17 protein-coding genes are annotated in these 16,945 nt (G+C 46.1%); 4 read left to right on the top strand and 13 right to left on the bottom strand.

What is annotated here, in order from left to right; all coding sequences use genetic code 11:
* Nucleotides 1-6: 6 nt before the first annotated feature.
* The 4 genes from RQM65_RS02170 to hemN form a co-directional block, all read right to left on the bottom strand.
* Nucleotides 7-2,076, bottom strand: coding sequence for a TonB-dependent receptor (locus tag RQM65_RS02170; protein WP_314012407.1), 2,070 nt, complete (start codon nt 2,074-2,076; stop codon nt 7-9).
* A 109-nt stretch (nt 2,077-2,185) separates the two neighbouring features.
* Nucleotides 2,186-2,563, bottom strand: a complete 378-nt coding sequence (locus RQM65_RS02175) for a hypothetical protein (protein ID WP_314012408.1) — start codon at nt 2,561-2,563, stop codon at nt 2,186-2,188.
* 222 nt (nt 2,564-2,785) lie between these two features.
* On the bottom strand, nt 2,786-3,610 hold the full coding sequence (locus tag RQM65_RS02180; protein ID WP_314012409.1) for a universal stress protein: 825 nt from the start codon (nt 3,608-3,610) through the stop codon (nt 2,786-2,788).
* A 53-nt stretch (nt 3,611-3,663) separates the two neighbouring features.
* Nucleotides 3,664-5,025, bottom strand: coding sequence for an oxygen-independent coproporphyrinogen III oxidase (hemN, locus tag RQM65_RS02185; protein ID WP_314012410.1), 1,362 nt, complete (start codon nt 5,023-5,025; stop codon nt 3,664-3,666).
* A gap of 331 nt (nt 5,026-5,356) precedes the next feature.
* On the opposite strand from hemN, the gene RQM65_RS02190 reads away from it, so the two are divergent.
* Both RQM65_RS02190 and RQM65_RS02195 read left to right on the top strand, forming a co-directional pair.
* Nucleotides 5,357-5,974: a TlpA family protein disulfide reductase gene (locus tag RQM65_RS02190; protein ID WP_314012411.1), complete on the top strand. Its 618-nt coding sequence runs from the start codon at nt 5,357-5,359 to the stop codon at nt 5,972-5,974.
* Between the two features lie 154 nt (nt 5,975-6,128).
* On the top strand, nt 6,129-7,379 hold the full coding sequence (locus tag RQM65_RS02195) for a mechanosensitive ion channel family protein (protein WP_314012413.1): 1,251 nt from the start codon (nt 6,129-6,131) through the stop codon (nt 7,377-7,379).
* Nucleotides 7,380-7,426: 47 nt separating this feature from the next.
* Here RQM65_RS02195 and RQM65_RS02200 read toward each other — a convergent pair whose 3' ends face one another.
* Nucleotides 7,427-8,755 (bottom strand): MBL fold metallo-hydrolase, encoded by a 1,329-nt coding sequence (locus RQM65_RS02200; RefSeq protein WP_314012414.1) that lies wholly within the window; start codon nt 8,753-8,755, stop codon nt 7,427-7,429.
* Nucleotides 8,756-8,890: 135 nt separating this feature from the next.
* On the opposite strand from RQM65_RS02200, the gene RQM65_RS02205 reads away from it, so the two are divergent.
* Nucleotides 8,891-9,805, top strand: coding sequence for a sterol desaturase family protein (locus RQM65_RS02205; protein WP_314012415.1), 915 nt, complete (start codon nt 8,891-8,893; stop codon nt 9,803-9,805).
* 66 nt (nt 9,806-9,871) lie between these two features.
* Here the strand turns inward: RQM65_RS02205 and RQM65_RS02210 are convergent, their stop codons facing one another.
* The 8 genes from RQM65_RS02210 to RQM65_RS02245 all read right to left on the bottom strand — a co-directional run bounded on the left by RQM65_RS02210 (nt 9,872) and on the right by RQM65_RS02245 (nt 15,758).
* Complete coding sequence (locus tag RQM65_RS02210; protein WP_314012416.1) at nt 9,872-10,480, bottom strand: Tll0287-like domain-containing protein; 609 nt, start codon at nt 10,478-10,480, stop codon at nt 9,872-9,874.
* 111 nt (nt 10,481-10,591) lie between these two features.
* Nucleotides 10,592-10,870 carry a rhodanese-like domain-containing protein gene (locus RQM65_RS02215; protein ID WP_314016765.1) on the bottom strand — a complete coding sequence of 93 codons (279 nt, stop codon included), beginning with the start codon at nt 10,868-10,870 and terminating at the stop codon, nt 10,592-10,594.
* 251 nt (nt 10,871-11,121) lie between these two features.
* Entirely contained in the window at nt 11,122-11,733 is a 612-nt protein-coding gene (locus tag RQM65_RS02220; RefSeq protein ID WP_314012418.1) for a class I SAM-dependent methyltransferase, read from the bottom strand.
* A gap of 173 nt (nt 11,734-11,906) precedes the next feature.
* Nucleotides 11,907-12,275 (bottom strand): rhodanese-like domain-containing protein, encoded by a 369-nt coding sequence (locus RQM65_RS02225; protein ID WP_314012420.1) that lies wholly within the window; start codon nt 12,273-12,275, stop codon nt 11,907-11,909.
* 187 nt (nt 12,276-12,462) lie between these two features.
* The gene (locus RQM65_RS02230) at nt 12,463-13,872 is read right to left on the bottom strand and encodes an MBL fold metallo-hydrolase (protein WP_314012421.1); all 1,410 of its coding nucleotides are present in this window, start codon (nt 13,870-13,872) and stop codon (nt 12,463-12,465) included.
* 189 nt (nt 13,873-14,061) lie between these two features.
* The gene (locus RQM65_RS02235) at nt 14,062-14,868 is read right to left on the bottom strand and encodes a sulfite exporter TauE/SafE family protein (RefSeq protein WP_314012422.1); all 807 of its coding nucleotides are present in this window, start codon (nt 14,866-14,868) and stop codon (nt 14,062-14,064) included.
* 71 nt (nt 14,869-14,939) lie between these two features.
* Entirely contained in the window at nt 14,940-15,572 is a 633-nt protein-coding gene (locus tag RQM65_RS02240; protein WP_314012424.1) for a Crp/Fnr family transcriptional regulator, read from the bottom strand.
* Between the two features lie 36 nt (nt 15,573-15,608).
* A complete protein-coding gene (locus tag RQM65_RS02245) occupies nt 15,609-15,758 on the bottom strand; it encodes a hypothetical protein (RefSeq protein WP_314012426.1) in 150 nt (49 codons plus the stop codon).
* Nucleotides 15,759-15,926: 168 nt separating this feature from the next.
* Here RQM65_RS02245 and RQM65_RS02250 point away from each other — a divergent pair, with 168 nt between their 5' ends.
* Complete coding sequence (locus RQM65_RS02250; protein ID WP_314012428.1) at nt 15,927-16,895, top strand: ROK family protein; 969 nt, start codon at nt 15,927-15,929, stop codon at nt 16,893-16,895.
* The last annotated feature ends 50 nt before the right edge of the window (nt 16,896-16,945 follow it).

The raw sequence follows: 16,945 nt of genomic DNA on the forward strand, positions 1-16,945 counted from the left end.
ATAGTGTTAATTAATGGCGTACGAAATACTTGCGTGAAAATTTCTTCCCATTCTGGGGATGTTCTTCCAGTCGGAATAGGTCGAATAGTAGGTGTCGAAGATATTTTCAACCCCGAATTTAACGTAGAGTTCGTCAACACCGATGGCAATATTTTTGCCCATGTTCACAGAAAGTACAGTATAGGCATCGGTGCGGTCTTCGCCGAAGGCGGGGTTGAAATCGACCTGCGCTCCCGCACCCCGCATCGCCAGGGATCCAGAAAAGTCCTTATGGGTGTATTGCAGCTTTGAATTGTACGCAAAAGGACTTATAAACGGAAGGTTGCGTCCGTTATGGTCCGTGCCCCGGTGGTACGAAGCTGCACCCGACCACTTTAAGGAAGTAATAATCGTGTAATCGACTTCTAAGGATACATTATATAGATGCGCATTCTTAAGGTTTTTATACACCTTGACGCCCTCCGCCCCGATGGTCATCACGCTTAGGGACGGATCGATTTCCCCGATGATATAATCGGCCATACGAAAATAGTTTCCTACCACTCCAATGCTGAAATCATTTTTCCGATAGGATAATTTGGCATTGCCCTCCAAGGCTTTTTCGTTCTTCAAATCGGGATCTCCGATATAATCATGGTTATCGAAACTATTAAAAAGGTAAAAGCCAAAGCCTTCGGAAACGGAAGGAGCCCGATCGCCATAGGATAGTCCCCCATCAAACTGCCACGCCTTCCAGTTCGTATGGTAGCGTGCGGAAGCACTCTTCAAAAATCGGGTTTGTCGTTGTGCCATATCGGGATAAAAGATCAGCAGGCTGTTTAGTCCGAATTCATCGGCAACATTAAAATGCTGTATCGCCAATCGCGTGGCAAATTTCAAGGAACTTTTCTCAAGTTTAATGACATCCTCGGCATAAAATCCAGAATTCAAAGTGCGCACATCGGGCCAGGTCAACATGAACATCGCATTTTCGTTCGGATCGTTCGGGTACATGGTCATCTCGGCGAGGGATCGGTTATAATACCCATCGATCTTTAACAGCAGCTTATGCCGTTCATTTTTCCACTTCGTCTGGGAATAAAAGCCATAGGTATCGCTCCATCCGGGCATATCCATATGAATCGGCACCTCTGGGCGCTGGGTGTCGTCCATAACGTGGGTGACCGTATTGGCATAGAGCTTGGATTCCCAATCGGTAAATCCTCCTAAAAAATCATCTTGTAACCAGCTCACGGAACCGATAAAGGCCTGCACCAACGACACGTCCATCGGCAATGCCGGATAGCCCACGTCCCGGGCCTCATCGAAGATAAAACTGGCGGATAGCTTTTGGCCGTCCGCAATACGATAGCCCGTGTTCGCGGAGAGATTGTATTTTTCGAACTGGGAAAAAGGGATCTCCGCTCCCCCACCGGCGGAATAATTGTCGGCCTTGCGGTAGATGACATCGGTATCGATATACCATCGCTCATCGGAAAAATTGAGTTCGCCCCCGACAATTCGGGCATTGTTGCCCGATTCCCCACCCATTTCGACCGAACCGATCCATCCGGTCGGCTTGAAATTACTTTTTTCGACCTGCAGGTCGATAGCGCCACCTATGACAGCACCGTGTTCAGCGCCCTGTTGTCCGCTAGAAACGTGTGCCTCCGACAGATTGGAAACATCTACATACGAAGTGACGGGATCCATTTTATCGGTACAGGCCCCGAAAATACGCATCCCATCGATGGAAACAGCGAGTCTTTCAGACGTCATATCGTTCAGAACAGGCTCCCAAGCATAGGCCCCGCGCTTGATCATATTGACTTTTTGCGAGGTCTCTAAATACTCTTCCAAGGTCGAGAGCGGTTTCGCATGTGCGTTGTGCTCTAAATTCTCTTTATAGGAAGAGATTACAATGACTTCCGAAAGATCGATGGGGAGCACGGAGTCTTGTGGCATGTCCACTTTCCCATCCTGGGCAAAGCTGCCTGATGTCCATAATAGGCAGCAGAGCATGCCGAAAAGATAGGACAATCGTTTCGGTCGCGCCACTATCCCAAGATATGACGGACCCTTTATTTTGGTTTTCATTTTCTATATTTAACCTGATTAAACATCCAAATTCCACGTACGGCATCCATACGAGGTAGTAAAAGGATAATAGCATTTTCCCAAACCTTAACGGGAACTAATTCAGAAATCAGGCCTTTTCCGGGGGTTGTAGAATATCGGAGGTGAAAAGCAATTTGATGAAGACTTGCGAGGTTTTAAAATTATCCAGGTCGGTTTCCAGAAAGTCCATTCCGAAATCGTACAGGTCAGCAAGTTCATAAAATGTCATCGGCTGTATCTCGCTGACGGACCGATTTTCACCAAAGGGATTTTTATCGTTGCTTTCCGATTCCTTGGCCAGTTGCTCGACAAGGTAACACTTGCCATTGCATTGCAGCTCCGGCCGATCTTTATTCTCGCAAAGTACGTTGACGATGTAATCGTAGTTCACCACGTATTCCGCTATCGGCCAAAGGGGCTTGACCAGCATTACCACAGCAACGGATAACACGATGAGGTGTTTCATATCTCAAAATTAACGCAGATGGAAGAAACCCGACATGACTTTCGTCATCTTTCGGACAAAAATATCCGATAATTGGGCGCAGTTGAACCTTGGTCGGCCTAGGATAGGAATACCATATGCACAATTTGCAATAACTTTGGCACATCAAATCAGTTTACAAGAAAAAAGGGAACCCCTTTTCTCAAAAAGATTCCCTCAGTATCCGGTAATTACTTATATCAACTACCCAATTTTGAACGTAACGACCGGAATTTTAGCGCGGTTGGTAATGTCTTCGCCAATACTTCCACTGAAGAAGTGGGCAAGTCCTTTTCGTCCGTGGGTCGAGATAGCAATAGCATCGGCAGCATTCGTCTTACTGTAGTTTAAAATGCCCATTTCTACACTGTAATCATTGTAGATCTCGACCTGATCGGCAATGTTGGCCTTCGCTAAAAAAGTATTGATCCGGGCATAGGCATCCTCGGTACTTAAAAAATCGCTGTAGGGAGTATTGATATAGACGAGGTCGAGTTCGGCGGAAACCAGCTCGGCGAACGCCTTGGCCTTTTCAAAAGCTTTTAGTCCCTTTAACTTAAAATCCGACGCAAACACCAAACGATCGATCTTGAAATCCGTGTGTTCGTTTTTAACCACAAGCACCGGAACATGGGAGTGGCGCACCACCTTTTCGGCATTCGAGCCTACAAATATTTCTTTCAGGCCCTCACTGCCGTGGGACCCCATGACTACCATATCGGCTCCATGCTTTTCGGCAATTTCGTTCAACTCGCTGAAGACTTTGTAATGTTTTATTATAGGAGTTACCTTGACGTCCTTTAGATAGGGCCGGTTTAAAAATTCGTTAAGTTGCTTCTCGGCCGTCTTGATCAGAAACACGGTGTATTCTTGATTTATCATCTCGGGCGAAGCGGTCAGGCTACGATTCAGCTCTAACATGTGCACGACCAAAATCTCGGCATCGTGTTTTAAGCTCAATGAGGCTGCCGTCTTCAGGGCGTATTCGGACTGTTTCGAAAAATCTACGGGAACTATTATTTTTTTCATGATTTTGATATTAATCGTTAGTCGTTAGAAAATAAACTCATAAACTTATAAATTCATATAGTCATCGAAAACAACCGGGTTTCCGGCGCCTTGCGGTACAATAGCACGTCAAAGGCCATACAGATATTCCGAACGAACGGGCGTCCCTTTTCGGTTATTTGAATGTTGTGCGTATTTATCTCTAAAAGTCCGTCGGACTCCATTTCCCATAATCCGTCGATGACCCGTGGCAAGTCTTCAAAGTACATATTTTCGTTTTGCCAAGAAGTGCGCAACCTGCACATCAGATTGAGGATATGCTTTCGAACGATTTGGTCTTCCCCGTTCAGGATATGGCCTCGATAGACCGGGATAGTGTCTTGTTCTACCCATTGGGTATATTCTTCGATGCTTTTTACATTTTGGGCAAAACCATACCAGCTATCACTGATACTCGATGCCCCCAGACCAACCATCAGCTGGGTCTTCGAGGCCGTGTAGCCCATAAAGTTCCGGTGCAAACGATGGTTTTTCATCGAGACATATAAGCTATCCGTGGTCAAGGCGAAATGGTCCATCCCGATTTCTTGGTATCCGGCCTGGGCCAATAGTTTTTTTCCTTCTTCGTACTGCCTTCGTTTCTCCTCGCCCTTGGGCAGGTCGGTGTCCTTATACCCCCGTTGGCCGTTCCCCTTGATCCATGGCACATGGGCATAACTATAAAATGCAATACGATCGGGCATCAACTGTTTGGTCTTTGCGATGGTTTCCTCGACGTGTTCCAGGGTCTGGTGCGGCAATCCGAAAATAAGGTCGTGGCCTACGGAGGTGTATCCTATTTCCCGGGCCGTTTCAGTGGCTTTTTTTACGTTCTCGAAGGGCTGTATTCTATGGATGGCCTTTTGTACGGTCGCATTGTAATCCTGCACCCCGTAGCTGACCCTTCTAAACCCGACATCGTACAAGGCCTGAAGATGTTCACGGGTGGTGTTGTTCGGATGGCCCTCAAAACTGAACTCATGATTTTCTGCCCTATCCGCCTTTGCAAAAATGCCGTTGATAAGCCGTTTAAGATTTTCGGGAGAGAAGAAGGTAGGGGTTCCCCCACCCAGATGCATCTCCTTTATTACGGGCCTTCCGGGAAATAGATCGCAATACAGTTCCCATTCCTTTAAAACTGTGGTAATATACGGAGCCTCGACCTCATGTCTTTTGGTGATGCGCTTATGGCAGCCGCAGAACGTGCAGAGGCTCTCGCAAAAGGGCAAGTGGATGTAGAGGCTGATGCCTTCGTTGGCGTTACTTTCCAAAAAGCTTCGGCGTACCGTGGCTTTCCATTCTCTAGCGGAAAATCCATCCAAATTCCAATAAGGTACCGTAGGGTAACTCGTATATCGTGGACCGGGAACATTATACTTTTGGACTAAACTTTGCATACCGCTATCATTTTAATACAAAAATACCGAAGCATGCGCGCTATAAACATGATATTTATCAGTTTAGGGTATCCAAGGCGTTTAAACGGGCTGCTCGGTCGGTGCGTCGCTTTTTCATCCAATGCCTAGGTAGTAATTTCAAATCGGCTCACCAGGGGCTTCAAGATGTTTACGTAACAAAGGTTACCTATCACTTGTATCGTTTTAATTACCTTCGCCGATTCATGGAAATCGAATCTGACACTACAGCCCTACTAATTACCGCCCCTCGGTGCTATCTCAGGAAATTTAATCTCTCAGATCTAATTTTTGCTAAGTAAACGATATGAACATGGATAAAGACCAAAGAAAAAGCTGGATTCAATACGGGGTCATTACCGTAGTGGCCATTACACTTTACGTCACGGGACTACACACCGAGGTCATCGGTTTTGCCCAACGGGGACTATTGGCTACCGGCCTGATGAACCCAGATGTGGAGCATATCTCGCAGGCCGCGACCGGCGAAAACATAAATGGGAAGTCCACTTCATCCGATCGACTGCCCGTGGATTTCAACCTAAATCTGATCGATGCCAACGGCGCCACTAAATCCTTGGAAGAGCTAAGAGGTAAGGTCATCTTTATCAATAAATGGGCAACCTGGTGCCCCCCGTGCATCGCCGAAATGCCGAGTATCGACAAACTACATGAGACCATCGGCGATGAAGTCGCTTTTGTCATGTTATCGCTTGACGAGGACTTCGAAAAGGCCAAGGCGTTCGACAAGCGGAAAGGCTACGGCCTGCCGATCTACACCCTAGCCAGTAGTCTGCCATCTATGTTCCGTTCATCGGCCATACCTACTACCTATGTAATCGATGCCGATGGAAATGTGGCACTTGAACACGAAGGAATGGCAGATTATAACACCAAGGAATTCAAAGCGTTTTTACGCGGTCTTAAGTAAACCACGTCGGGAAAAGCCCAAGAGGCATTCGTAAGCAGATGACTAAATACGTCGTAGCAAGCCTCGGATCGCTTACATCTGGACTATCGCGTAAAAAAGTTAAAATGTATCTTTGTACACTTTGATACGGGCAAAACTCACAAATATTGAGGTAATGGATGACGGGGTTTATCGCATACTCTACAACTATCTTTTAAAGACAGGAATGGGTGAAAACTTCGCCTCCTATCTTAATCTACTCCTAGTCTTGATTGGCGCTATAGTTTTGGCAGCACTGCTGGATTTCATTATTTGGAAAATACTGCGTTCCCTATCGGTTAGGTTGGCCCGGAGATCCGCGACAAATTTTGATAACTTTTTGGTGGCCCACAAAGTACCAAGGTATGTGGCCCATATCATCCCTCTTTTGCTGTTGTTCGAGCTTGTTCCGATTGCATTTATCGGTTTTGACTATGCAGGCAACCTAGCCATGAAACTACTCCAAATCCTGTTTGTGGTTCTTAGCCTCTATACCATCAAAAGTATTTTTAGGAGTACCATAGATTATTTGAAGACCAAGTCCAGGTTTAGGGACAAGCCGATGGACAGCTATGTTCAGGTTTTTACGATCTTCCTGTGGATTATCTCCATCTTGACCATATTCGCTATTATCACCGGGGTTGAAATTTGGAAATTCTTTACCGCCCTAGGTGCCGGGTCCGCCATCATCCTATTGATATTCAAGGATTCCATTCTCGGTCTAGTGGCAAGTATACAGGTCAGCATCAATGACATGGTCCGTATCGGCGATTGGATCACTTTCGAAAAATACGGGGCCGATGGCGATGTGGTCGAGATTACCTTGGCTACGGTCAAAGTACAGAATTTCGACAAAACAATCACCACCATTCCCACCTATGCGCTGATCTCCGATTCGTTCAAGAACTGGCGGGGCATGCAAGAATCGGGCGGAAGGCGTATCAAACGGGCGCTTATCATAAGTCAAAAAAGCATTCGTTTTCTGTCGGATGACGATGTTGCTGCGCTTCAGAAAATTCAGCTCATTGAACCGTATATCATCGATAGAAGTGAGAATATAAATACCTACAACTCGGAGAACGGAAGAAACAAGGAGTTGGCCATAAACGGTAGAAACCTTACCAATATCGGCGTATTTCGAAAATATGTGACCGATTACCTGCAAAACCATTCCGCTGTCAACAAGGGTATGACCTTAATGGTTCGGCAACTGGCCCCGACCCCGCAGGGTATTCCCATGGAAATCTATGTCTTTAGCGCGGACAAACGTTGGCAGAACTACGAATATGTCATGTCAGATATTTTTGATCATCTTTTGGCCGCCCTACCTTATTTTGACCTGGAGGTGTTCGAGTTGCCAACATCCCTGACAACAATAACGAAGTAGCCGTATGCTGAGTCGTCATAACATACCGGAACAAACCCCAATGTTCCTTAGGTAAAGTCCTTTATCTTCTCACTGAGGTCGTAAACCTTGACATCTTCGAGCTTCCCCTCCAAAATACTACTACCCGCCGCGCTGCGGTATCCGCCGGCGCAATGGACTACGATCGGTTTATCGACCGGGATTTCGGAACTCGTTTTCCGGAGTTCGTTCAACGGATGCGACAAGGCATTTTCGAAGAACTTGCCTTCGGCCACTTCTGACTTGTTACGGACATCTACAATAGTGTATTTGTTCGGATTTTTTTCAAAATCCTGCACATCAAGTTCTTGCATTGCTAGCAATTCCTTTTCGTTGAGCGTCAGTACTGTTCGCAACTGCTTTTCATAACCAATTTTTGCCACGCGGTGCAATAGTGGCTCTAAATCTTCGGGACTCTCAATGACCAAACTGAACTCCTCTTGAGGTTCGACAATGGCACCTAACCACGTTTCAAAGGTCGCGTCTTGGGAGCTTGCCTGAATATTGATACTTTGCTTGAGATGACCCTTTTTATATTTAGCTTCATCACGGGTATCCACGATCAATCCTTCTGCGGAGGCGCCCAATTTAAAGGGTATTTCCGCCATGGCGTTACGAAGGGTTTCCGCACCGGTCTTGTTTAAGCCTACATTATAGCTAAAATACGACGGGATGAAAGGCTGTCCATCGAGCAGCACCTCCATAAATTCTTGTTTCGATTGCTTTTTGAAAGCCCAGTTGCCCATCCGCTCGTTGCCCAAAGTGCTGCTGGCCGCGTCGCTCAAATTCTTCCCGCAGAGCGTTCCGGCCCCGTGCGCCGGGTATACGATAGCATCATCGGGCAGCTCCGTAAATTTATTTTTAATGGTGCCGTACATCATTTCGGCAAGTTCTTCCCGCTTTGCCTTCATATTACCGGCTGTTTCCCTTAGATCAGGCCGGCCTACGTCGCCTATGAACAAGGTATCTCCCGTAAACAATACAGTGACCTCCCCTTCTTCGGCGACTATGGTAATACTGTCCGGCGAATGACCAGGGGTATTCAGAGCCCGCAGAGTGGCGTTTCCGATGGAGATACTATCCCCTTCGTCAAAGGACTTATGTGGATAATCCCCACCCAATTTGGCACTGTTGTAAATTGTCGCTCCGGTTTCCTTATAGATCTGCAAATGCGAACTCACGAAATCAGCATGCGGATGGGTCTCGAAAACCGCAACGATGTTGGCATTATGGGCCTTTGCAAATGTGTAATACTGCATCGGATCGCGTTCGGGATCAACTATGGCCATTTCACCTCCACTTATCAAGGCGTAAGAGAAATGGGCCAGAGGTTTGTATTCAAATTGTTTTATTTTCATAATTTCTTCTTTTAAAGGCTTAAAAATACGAAGCATCCATGATCTGTACGGTAACCTGAGTTACATAGTAAATGTAACCCTTGTTACCGAACAGTCTTTCGCTATGCCGTATCTTCGCAATCTGAAATGTCGGTTATGATCGAATATCTAGAAGCATTCGGTAACGGTTTTATGGGCATGTTGCGGTGGACTTGGAAGTCCATTGTCTTCGAAGTGCCTTGGTACACGAATTATTTTTGGGGCCTCATCGCCATTTCCTTGGTAATTTGGTTGTTGGAGATTCTTTTTCCATGGCGAAAGGATCAAAAGATTTTCCGTAAGGACTTTTGGCTGGATGCATTTTATATGTTCTTTAATTTCTTCATCTTCGCCATTGTCATCAGTGGGTTTTACAAGGTTTTCGAGATGGTCTTTGCAGATTTTGGGATAACCATCGAAAGCTTGGCCCTGATCGATATGAGCGCTTGGCCCATGTGGACGCAACTCTTGCTTTTCTTTGTCATACTCGACTTCGTACAGTGGTTCACCCATATTCTATTGCACAAATACGAGGTGCTGTGGCGATTTCATGCCGTGCACCACAGTGTTAAGGAAATGGGGTTCGCCGCACATCTGAGGTTCCATTGGATGGAAAATATCCTGTACAAGCCCCTTAAAACCTTCGGGGTCATGATTTTGGGTGGATTCGAGCCCGAGCAGGCCTATATCGTACATTTCTTCGCCATCGCTATCGGTCATCTAAACCATTCGAACATCAAGCTCACTTATGGACCTTTGAAGTACATCTTGAACAATCCGGTCATGCATTTGTACCATCACGCCTACAACTTGCCCAAGGATAGGCGAAAAGGCGTCAATTTTGGAATCAGCCTAAGCTTATGGGACTACCTCTTCAAAACAAATTATATTCCGGATTCGAACAATGGGAAAATCAAACTGGGCTACCCCGGCGACGAACAGCTGCCAAAGGATTTTTACGGACAAGTGATTCATGGCTTTCGACCGGAACGCAAACAAAAAGAGACTAGATCGAAGGAAAAACAAGTCTAATATGCGTTGATGCGCAGTTATTTAACGGATTCTCAGGTTGCCAGAATAAATTCGGCCGCCCGATGATTATTCCTTGTTCCCTTCAACAACTATCGCCCAGATACCGCGTACCTCATTTTCGGTATATCCGATCGCTTGATCTTCAGGGTACAGGTCTTGCAGCTTGGCCATCGTAGCAGGCTCAATTTGTTCTTCAGGTTTGCCATGACATTGCAGGCACATGGTATTTGTGGTAATCGGGTAGTAAAAATCGACTTGATCGTTTTCTTGGTTGACAATGGGTTCCACCTTCTTGCCAGAAGCTACCGTACTTTTGAAAGCCTCGATATATTCCAGCTCTTTAGCGTTGGCTTGATTGTTCGGATTACGCGGTTTGTCTGAAACCCGTTTGATTATCGCCTTATGCGCAACGGCCATGCTATCGGTCAACGGCATCGCCTGTATATTACAAAATTCCAACGCGCCGAGCGTACCTTTCTCCTGAATGGCCCCGACCAGATTTTTGCCCAGTGCGGCTTTCGTCGAGACGGCATATTCCATACCGATTTCGGCGTAGTCTTTTGAAGGGGATCCTACGGTTTCTACCTTTTTATCCGATTTCGAGGCTTCCTTGCATCCGGTAAAAGAGAACAAGCCGGCAAGTGCTATCACCGGCAAGATTTTGGTACGTCTCATAATAACATGCTTTTAGTTTATTTCATTCCTGGCGCAGCTCACAAAGGATTTCGCTTTCGATAAGACCGAGTTTTCGCGTCTAAGTATGGATATCCAACCGGGATAAATTTTTCAAGACCACCGCATATATCCGCCTTTCAGATCATAAATTTCCGAAAAGCCCATACCGACCAATCTCTTGGCCGCTTTTCGGCTTCTTGCCCCGGAACGGCAATAGAGATACACGGGTTTGTCCTTGTCCAGTTTTTCAAAGGCTTTTTGAAAATTCATCGCATCCATGACATCGATATTGACGGCTTTTTTGATATGGCCGCCATGGAACTCGCCCGAGGTACGTACGTCGACCAATTGTACCTTTTTGCCGGAGATGGCATTGGCATACGCTTCCACATCCAATATTACAATTTTATGCGAGGTTTCTTTTTTTGTTCCGAAAAGTGTACTTAGAAAAGAGATATTTTATGCTTTTTTTGATGGATGGATGGGTTTTGAAATATTTTTCAATCTATGTGGCTAAGTTAGCTGAATCGTTCAATTGGTGCAGTAACCCAGGTTACACAGCAAAATAAAATGTTCGCGCAAGCTTGATTGAAGATAAGCTTTGAGCCGGGAGGTAGAAACAAGCTCCCCGACATTGATCGCTACCGTTTTCTGAAACCGCAAAACAGAAAATTTTGCTCGGTACCGAAGGGGGTTGCATGGTCTTCCGCCACACAACGGATTTTATCGAATCCGCCCTTGAATGCCGTAGTCAGCTTTTCTTCGCTGTATTGCCGAATCTCAAGTCCACTACATTTTTCCGGTCCATTCTCTGAAAATGTGCCGACGGTCAAGAAGCTGCTTACCGCTCTTGTTGCTATTGCTATATATTTTGCTACTTCCTCGGGTTGGGTCAAAAAATGGAATGTAGCCCTGTCGTGCCAAACGTCATAGGTGGTATCGGGCTCGAATTCAGTAACATCACTTGTCAGCCAAGTTACGTTTTTCGCTTTATCCCCGAGTCTTTTTTGCGATTTTTCCAGAGACTTCGCAGAGATATCCAAAACGGTAATATTCTCATAGCCCTCGTCCAGTAAAAAATCTACAAATTTACTGTCGCCGCCACCAATATCTATAATCTTGGCGGTTTTGTCGACTTCGAACGAACGTATAAAATCAAGGGATATTTTCGGCACCTCTTGTGTCCAGCTTACCTCATTCGGACTTTTAGTTTTATATACGTCTTCCCAATGGTTCTTCCTATTCAACTTCATTTGTTTTTTTAATTAAATGCTTGTCTGCCTTTTTACCTAATCGTCAAATAAGACATTAGACGGTAGGATCTAAGACGTAAGACGGATAAGCATGTTTAATTAAAGGATTCAATAAGCGCCCAATTTCGGGACTACATCAACGGCGAGCAGCTTACACTATCCGTGGTCTACTATTATTGTTGGCTCCATTCGCCGTAGCCGCCAGAGTAGTCGAATATGGACTCAAATCCCATATCCTTCAACAGTGTCGCGGCGCGTTCGCTTCTGCCGCCCTTCTGACAATAAATATACACGGGTTCATTCTTGTTCAGCTTTTCAACTTTTTCTTTGAAGTTCTGGCTGTCCGAAATGTCTATATTGATTGCATCGTCAATATGGCCCGCTTCATACTCCTGCGGGGTGCGGACATCGACCCATTGTACATCTTTTCCGATTACATCGGCCTTGACAGTTTCGATATCGATACGCTGCACCTTTCCGCTGTCCTTAGAAGTGCAGGAAACCGCGGAGACGAACAAAAGTAAAATGATAAGGTCTTTCATGCGTTTAAATCGTTATAATTCCTTGGAAATTAACTAAAAAAATTGAGAATCCCGATAGCTATAGGGATAACCGCTCAGCGCTCCATCAAAAAGTTTAAACATCACCTTTGGTGAAGAAATTTTTAAAATTTGTCGATGCTCGCCTCGTATTCTTAATTTTTCGATCGAAAAACAATTCGTATTGGGTTTAGAGCGTAGTCGAACTAACGTATTCGGAAACGGGCACTTTCGATTTCCTTATAGCGCCAAAGCCTCCGATTACCTCGATGAGATTGTGAATGCCCCTGCTCTTTAAAATAGAAGCGGCGATCATACTTCGATAGCCTCCGGCACAGTGAACGAAAAAGGGTCGGTTTTCTGGAAAATCGGCCAAATGGTCGTTCAGAAGATCTAATGGGGTGTTCTTTGCAGCATGCACATGCTCGGATTGGAATTCACTTTTCTTTCTGACGTCGAAAATTGGGGCATCGTCTCCCTCAAGAACCTCGCCCAGGGCTTCGGCACTTGTTTGACTGACCGTATCGTATTCCATCGCTGCCTCTTTCCACGCCTTAAACCCTCCTTCAAGATATCCCAAAGTATTATCAAAACCGACCCGAGAAAGTCTTGTAACGGCCTCTTCCTCGCTTCCTTTTGGGGCGACCAAAAGAATAGGCTGCTCCACATTGGCGATTAGGGCACCGACCCACGGAGCGAAATCACCGTTCAGGCCGATAAAAATCGAACGGGGAACATGACCTTTGGCAAAATCGTTTTGATGGCGCACATCGAGTACGACGGCCCCGGTCTCGTTCGCAGCGGCTTCGAAGGCATCTGGCGAAAGGGAACGGGTACCCCGTTCCAATACTTCATTGAAATCATCGTACCCTTCTTTGTTCATTTTAACGTTCAGGGGAAAATACTGAGGAGGCGGCAATAGTCCGTCCGTAACTTCTTTTACAAACTCATCCTTAGTCATATCGGCGCGTAAAGCGTAGTTCATCTTTTTCTGGTTACCGAGCGTATCTACGGTTTCCTTCATCATATTTTTTCCGCAGGCCGAACCCGCTCCGTGCGCCGGATAGACGATGACATCGTCCGCCAGGGGCATGATTTTTTCACGTAGGCTGTCGTATAGAAGCCCTGCCAGGTCTTCTTGGGTAAGCACGCCCATTTTCTGGGCCAGATCCGGGCGGCCAACGTCACCGAGAAACAACGTATCACCACTAAAAATTGCGTGATCTTTCCCGTCTTCATCGCGAAGTAGATAGGTTGTGCTTTCCATTGTATGTCCGGGAGTATGTAAGGCGACGATAGTGATATTGCCGAGTTTGAACTCCTGGCCATCCTCTGCGATGACCGCATCAAAAGACGGTGCTGCATTGGGACCATAAATAATCGACGCACCGGTTTCCTTGGCCAAGGTGACATGGCCGCTGACAAAATCGGCGTGAAAGTGGGTCTCGAAAATATAGGTTATCCCGGCGTTGTCCGCCTTGGCGCGGTCGATATAGGGCTTGACCTCCCGCAAGGGGTCTATAATGGCTACTTCGCCCCCATTTTCGATATAGTAAGCACCCTGGGCAAGACATCCCGTATAAATTTGTTCTATTTTCATGATCAAGCGATTTACAATGAGATTTCAAAGGTATTGCTTTTGCAGAACGTGCAGGGTAACCTTTGTTACTTAAACCTTTTTACTCGATAATCGAGATTTAAATGCGTCGAGGCTTGCCTCGAAACACTAATGCTTTTTCCTTTCCAATGCCTCGCAGGCTTGCCCCGAGGTAGTTCACTTTACCCTTTTTCAGCTCAAGAAAAGCTCTTTTACGAAGATGAAAACGCCCATAACGAGCACGAACCATCCGAATGCCTTTTTCAGTTTTGAACCATCGATAAACTTGTTTAACCAAATTCCGAAAAATATACCGATGATGGAGAGTACGCTGAATACCGATAGAAACTTCCAATCGATCTTGAGGTTCTGCACATCCCCTATAAAACCGATCAACGATTTAACTGCAATAATCAGTAAGCTCGTGGCAACCGCTTTTTTCATCGGTAGCTTGGCCAATAGTACAAGGGCGGGAATGATCAGGAAGCCCCCACCGGCACCCACAATACCTGTAAGCACCCCGACTACGATACCTTCGAGCACGATCATCGGATAATTGTAAACGATTTCGATGGTGTCATTATCGCAGTTTTCACACTCCTCCCGTATCATGGAGTAAGACGCCAACAACATGGTGATGGCAAAAAATAACATGATACCGATATCTTTTGTAACCAAAAAACCGCCTACTGTAAAGAGTTCTTCAGGTATTGCAGGCATTACATACTTACGGGTGGCATACACCGCAATGAAAGCCGGGATCGAAAAAACGATGGCAGTTTTGAAGTCCACCAATTTTTTTCGAATATTCTGAATTGCACCTACCAAGGAGGTCGTACCGACGATAAACAGAGAGTATGCGGTCGCCATCACAGGGTTTATAAATAAAAAATAAACCAAAATCGGTACCGTAAGAATAGATCCTCCCCCGCCGATCAATCCTAAGACTATGCCGATGACAAGGGCACCCAAATAACCTAGGGCAACAGTTACCTCCATGTTCCGCTCCGTTTAGGAGGCTAAAGTAACCGGATTAAGTAAAGCGTACGGTAACCTGGGTTACAGAGCCCTCACAATTCCAAGATCTTGATATGGTTTCTGTGCAGTTCTATCTTGCCCATATCCTCCAGTTTTTTGAGCAGTCTAGAAATTACTACCCTTGAACTGTTCAGGTCATAGGCAATTTCTTGATGGGTACTGCGGATGCTATCCTCTTGTGCGATACGGGCCTTTTCCTTGAGGTATCCGACCAAGCGCATATCCATCTTATCGAAGGCGATACTGTCCAAGGTATTCAACAACTCGTTCAAACGATCATGGTAACTTTGGAAAACGAAATTCCGCCAAGATTTGTATCGGCCCGTCCACTCCTCCATTTTATGGATGGGCACCATGATCAGTTTGGCATCGGTTTCGGCAACGGCGCGGATCTCACTTTGGGCGTCCCCCATACAGCAGCTCAAGGTCATGGAGCAGGTATCACCCTCTTCGAGATAGTAGAGCAAGAGTTCGTTTCCGTCATCGTCTTCGCGAAGCACTTTGATGGCGCCCGAAATCAAAAGGGGCATCCCCCTGACATAATCACCGATATCCATCAACTTGAAACCTTCCGGCACCTCTTTAAAGGTTCCTACCTGTACAATTTCATTGATAAGGGCATCCTCGAAGACCTGTCCGTATCCTCTTTTTAGTTCTTGTATCATCGAATTCCATTTAAGAACATGATTTTCTTACTTCCCTTATGCTTCAGGTCCATCCTTTTTTTTCTTATCAGTGGACATCATAGCGATTACGGTTCCTACGAGAACCACGCACACGACCGCAAAAATGGCCATCATTACGGTTCCGTTTCCCCACGAGACCAAAGGTAACATCAATTTTGTAATCATTGCTTTAGGTTTTAAGATTCAACTTCGTAAATTTAGTGGAATATAGCCTGTTTGTGGTCCACAAAAATAGGCATGAAGGCCCACGCTGAATATGACAAACGTCATTTCGTAACGAAAAATTTAACAGAACCCTTGCGAATTGCGTAAATGATCGTAAATTAGCTTACTATGGATGTAGTTGCAGGAATAGATATCGGAGGAACCAAAACTAAAATAGGATTGGTCGATCACCATGGTGTGTGCCATAAACAACTTTTTTTTAGAACCCGAAAATACGATGATTTCGATGCCTTTCTGGATAAGATCAAGGAGAGCATCGACCAATTAATGTCCGACTTCGATTTCCCGGTCAATCTAATCGGATGTGGAATCGGCGCGCCGAACGCCTCTAGTCGAAACGGTACCATAGAGAACGCCGCCAATCTAAAATGGAAAGGTTCGGTACCCGTCCTGGAAAAATTAAAAAAGCGTATCGACCTCCCCATGCGGATCATGAACGATGCCAGTGCCGCAGCCTTGGGCGAGATGCTCTTTGGTAACGCCAAGGGTATGTCAGACTTTATCGTCATTACCCTGGGAACCGGACTAGGGGCCGGCATTGTCGCCAACGGCAAATTGATAGAGGGGTACGATGGGTTTGCCGGTGAACTGGGCCATGTCGATATGACCCTGGGTGATGGTCGGTTGACCGGGCTCGGCGTTCGTGGGGGACTGGAGGCCTACGTTTCCGCCACAGGCCTGAAACGCACCATACTCCATATGTTGTCCAAATACATGATCGACAGCAGGTTCCGTGACGTGGCCTTCAACGATTTGCACGGGGAGGATATTACCAAGGCCGCAGAAGAAGGCGATCCCATCGCCCAAAAAGCTTTTGATTATACGGCGAATATATTGGCTTTGGCCATGGCCAACTTTACAGCGTTCTCGCAGCCCAGGGCATTCTTTTTGATGGGAGGCCTGCTCAATAGCGGCAAATGGATCTTGGACCCCTTACAAGAATATTTCGAAGAAAAACTGTTGGAAGTCTATAAGGACAAGGTCGAAATACGAACCTCGGGCATGGAGGGGAAGACCGCTGCCATTTGTGGTGCGGCCGCATTGATATGGGAAGGAAGGCAGCCGACAACGGAATGAATTGTTAAATGAAACCCAATTCATAGGCAGACACGCCGAATGCAAAGCTA

The sequence above is a fragment of the Pricia mediterranea genome (assembly GCF_032248455.1).
Taxonomy (GTDB): Bacteria; Bacteroidota; Bacteroidia; order Flavobacteriales; family Flavobacteriaceae; genus Pricia; species Pricia mediterranea.

What these genes read in the sequence shown, in the direction of transcription:
- RQM65_RS02170 (WP_314012407.1), bottom strand. Translation starts at nt 2,076, where the DNA reads ATGAAAACCAAAATAAAGGGTCCGTCATATCTTGGGATAGTGGCGCGA.
- RQM65_RS02175 (WP_314012408.1), bottom strand. Translation starts at nt 2,563, where the DNA reads ATGAAACACCTCATCGTGTTATCCGTTGCTGTGGTAATGCTGGTCAAG.
- RQM65_RS02180 (WP_314012409.1), bottom strand. Translation starts at nt 3,610, where the DNA reads ATGAAAAAAATAATAGTTCCCGTAGATTTTTCGAAACAGTCCGAATAC.
- hemN (WP_314012410.1), bottom strand. Translation starts at nt 5,025, where the DNA reads ATGCAAAGTTTAGTCCAAAAGTATAATGTTCCCGGTCCACGATATACG.
- RQM65_RS02190 (WP_314012411.1), top strand. Translation starts at nt 5,357, where the DNA reads ATGGATAAAGACCAAAGAAAAAGCTGGATTCAATACGGGGTCATTACC.
- RQM65_RS02195 (WP_314012413.1), top strand. Translation starts at nt 6,129, where the DNA reads ATGGATGACGGGGTTTATCGCATACTCTACAACTATCTTTTAAAGACA.
- RQM65_RS02200 (WP_314012414.1), bottom strand. Translation starts at nt 8,755, where the DNA reads ATGAAAATAAAACAATTTGAATACAAACCTCTGGCCCATTTCTCTTAC.
- RQM65_RS02205 (WP_314012415.1), top strand. Translation starts at nt 8,891, where the DNA reads ATGATCGAATATCTAGAAGCATTCGGTAACGGTTTTATGGGCATGTTG.
- RQM65_RS02210 (WP_314012416.1), bottom strand. Translation starts at nt 10,480, where the DNA reads ATGAGACGTACCAAAATCTTGCCGGTGATAGCACTTGCCGGCTTGTTC.
- RQM65_RS02220 (WP_314012418.1), bottom strand. Translation starts at nt 11,733, where the DNA reads ATGAAGTTGAATAGGAAGAACCATTGGGAAGACGTATATAAAACTAAA.
- RQM65_RS02225 (WP_314012420.1), bottom strand. Translation starts at nt 12,275, where the DNA reads ATGAAAGACCTTATCATTTTACTTTTGTTCGTCTCCGCGGTTTCCTGC.
- RQM65_RS02230 (WP_314012421.1), bottom strand. Translation starts at nt 13,872, where the DNA reads ATGAAAATAGAACAAATTTATACGGGATGTCTTGCCCAGGGTGCTTAC.
- RQM65_RS02235 (WP_314012422.1), bottom strand. Translation starts at nt 14,868, where the DNA reads ATGGAGGTAACTGTTGCCCTAGGTTATTTGGGTGCCCTTGTCATCGGC.
- RQM65_RS02240 (WP_314012424.1), bottom strand. Translation starts at nt 15,572, where the DNA reads ATGATACAAGAACTAAAAAGAGGATACGGACAGGTCTTCGAGGATGCC.
- RQM65_RS02245 (WP_314012426.1), bottom strand. Translation starts at nt 15,758, where the DNA reads ATGATTACAAAATTGATGTTACCTTTGGTCTCGTGGGGAAACGGAACC.
- RQM65_RS02250 (WP_314012428.1), top strand. Translation starts at nt 15,927, where the DNA reads ATGGATGTAGTTGCAGGAATAGATATCGGAGGAACCAAAACTAAAATA.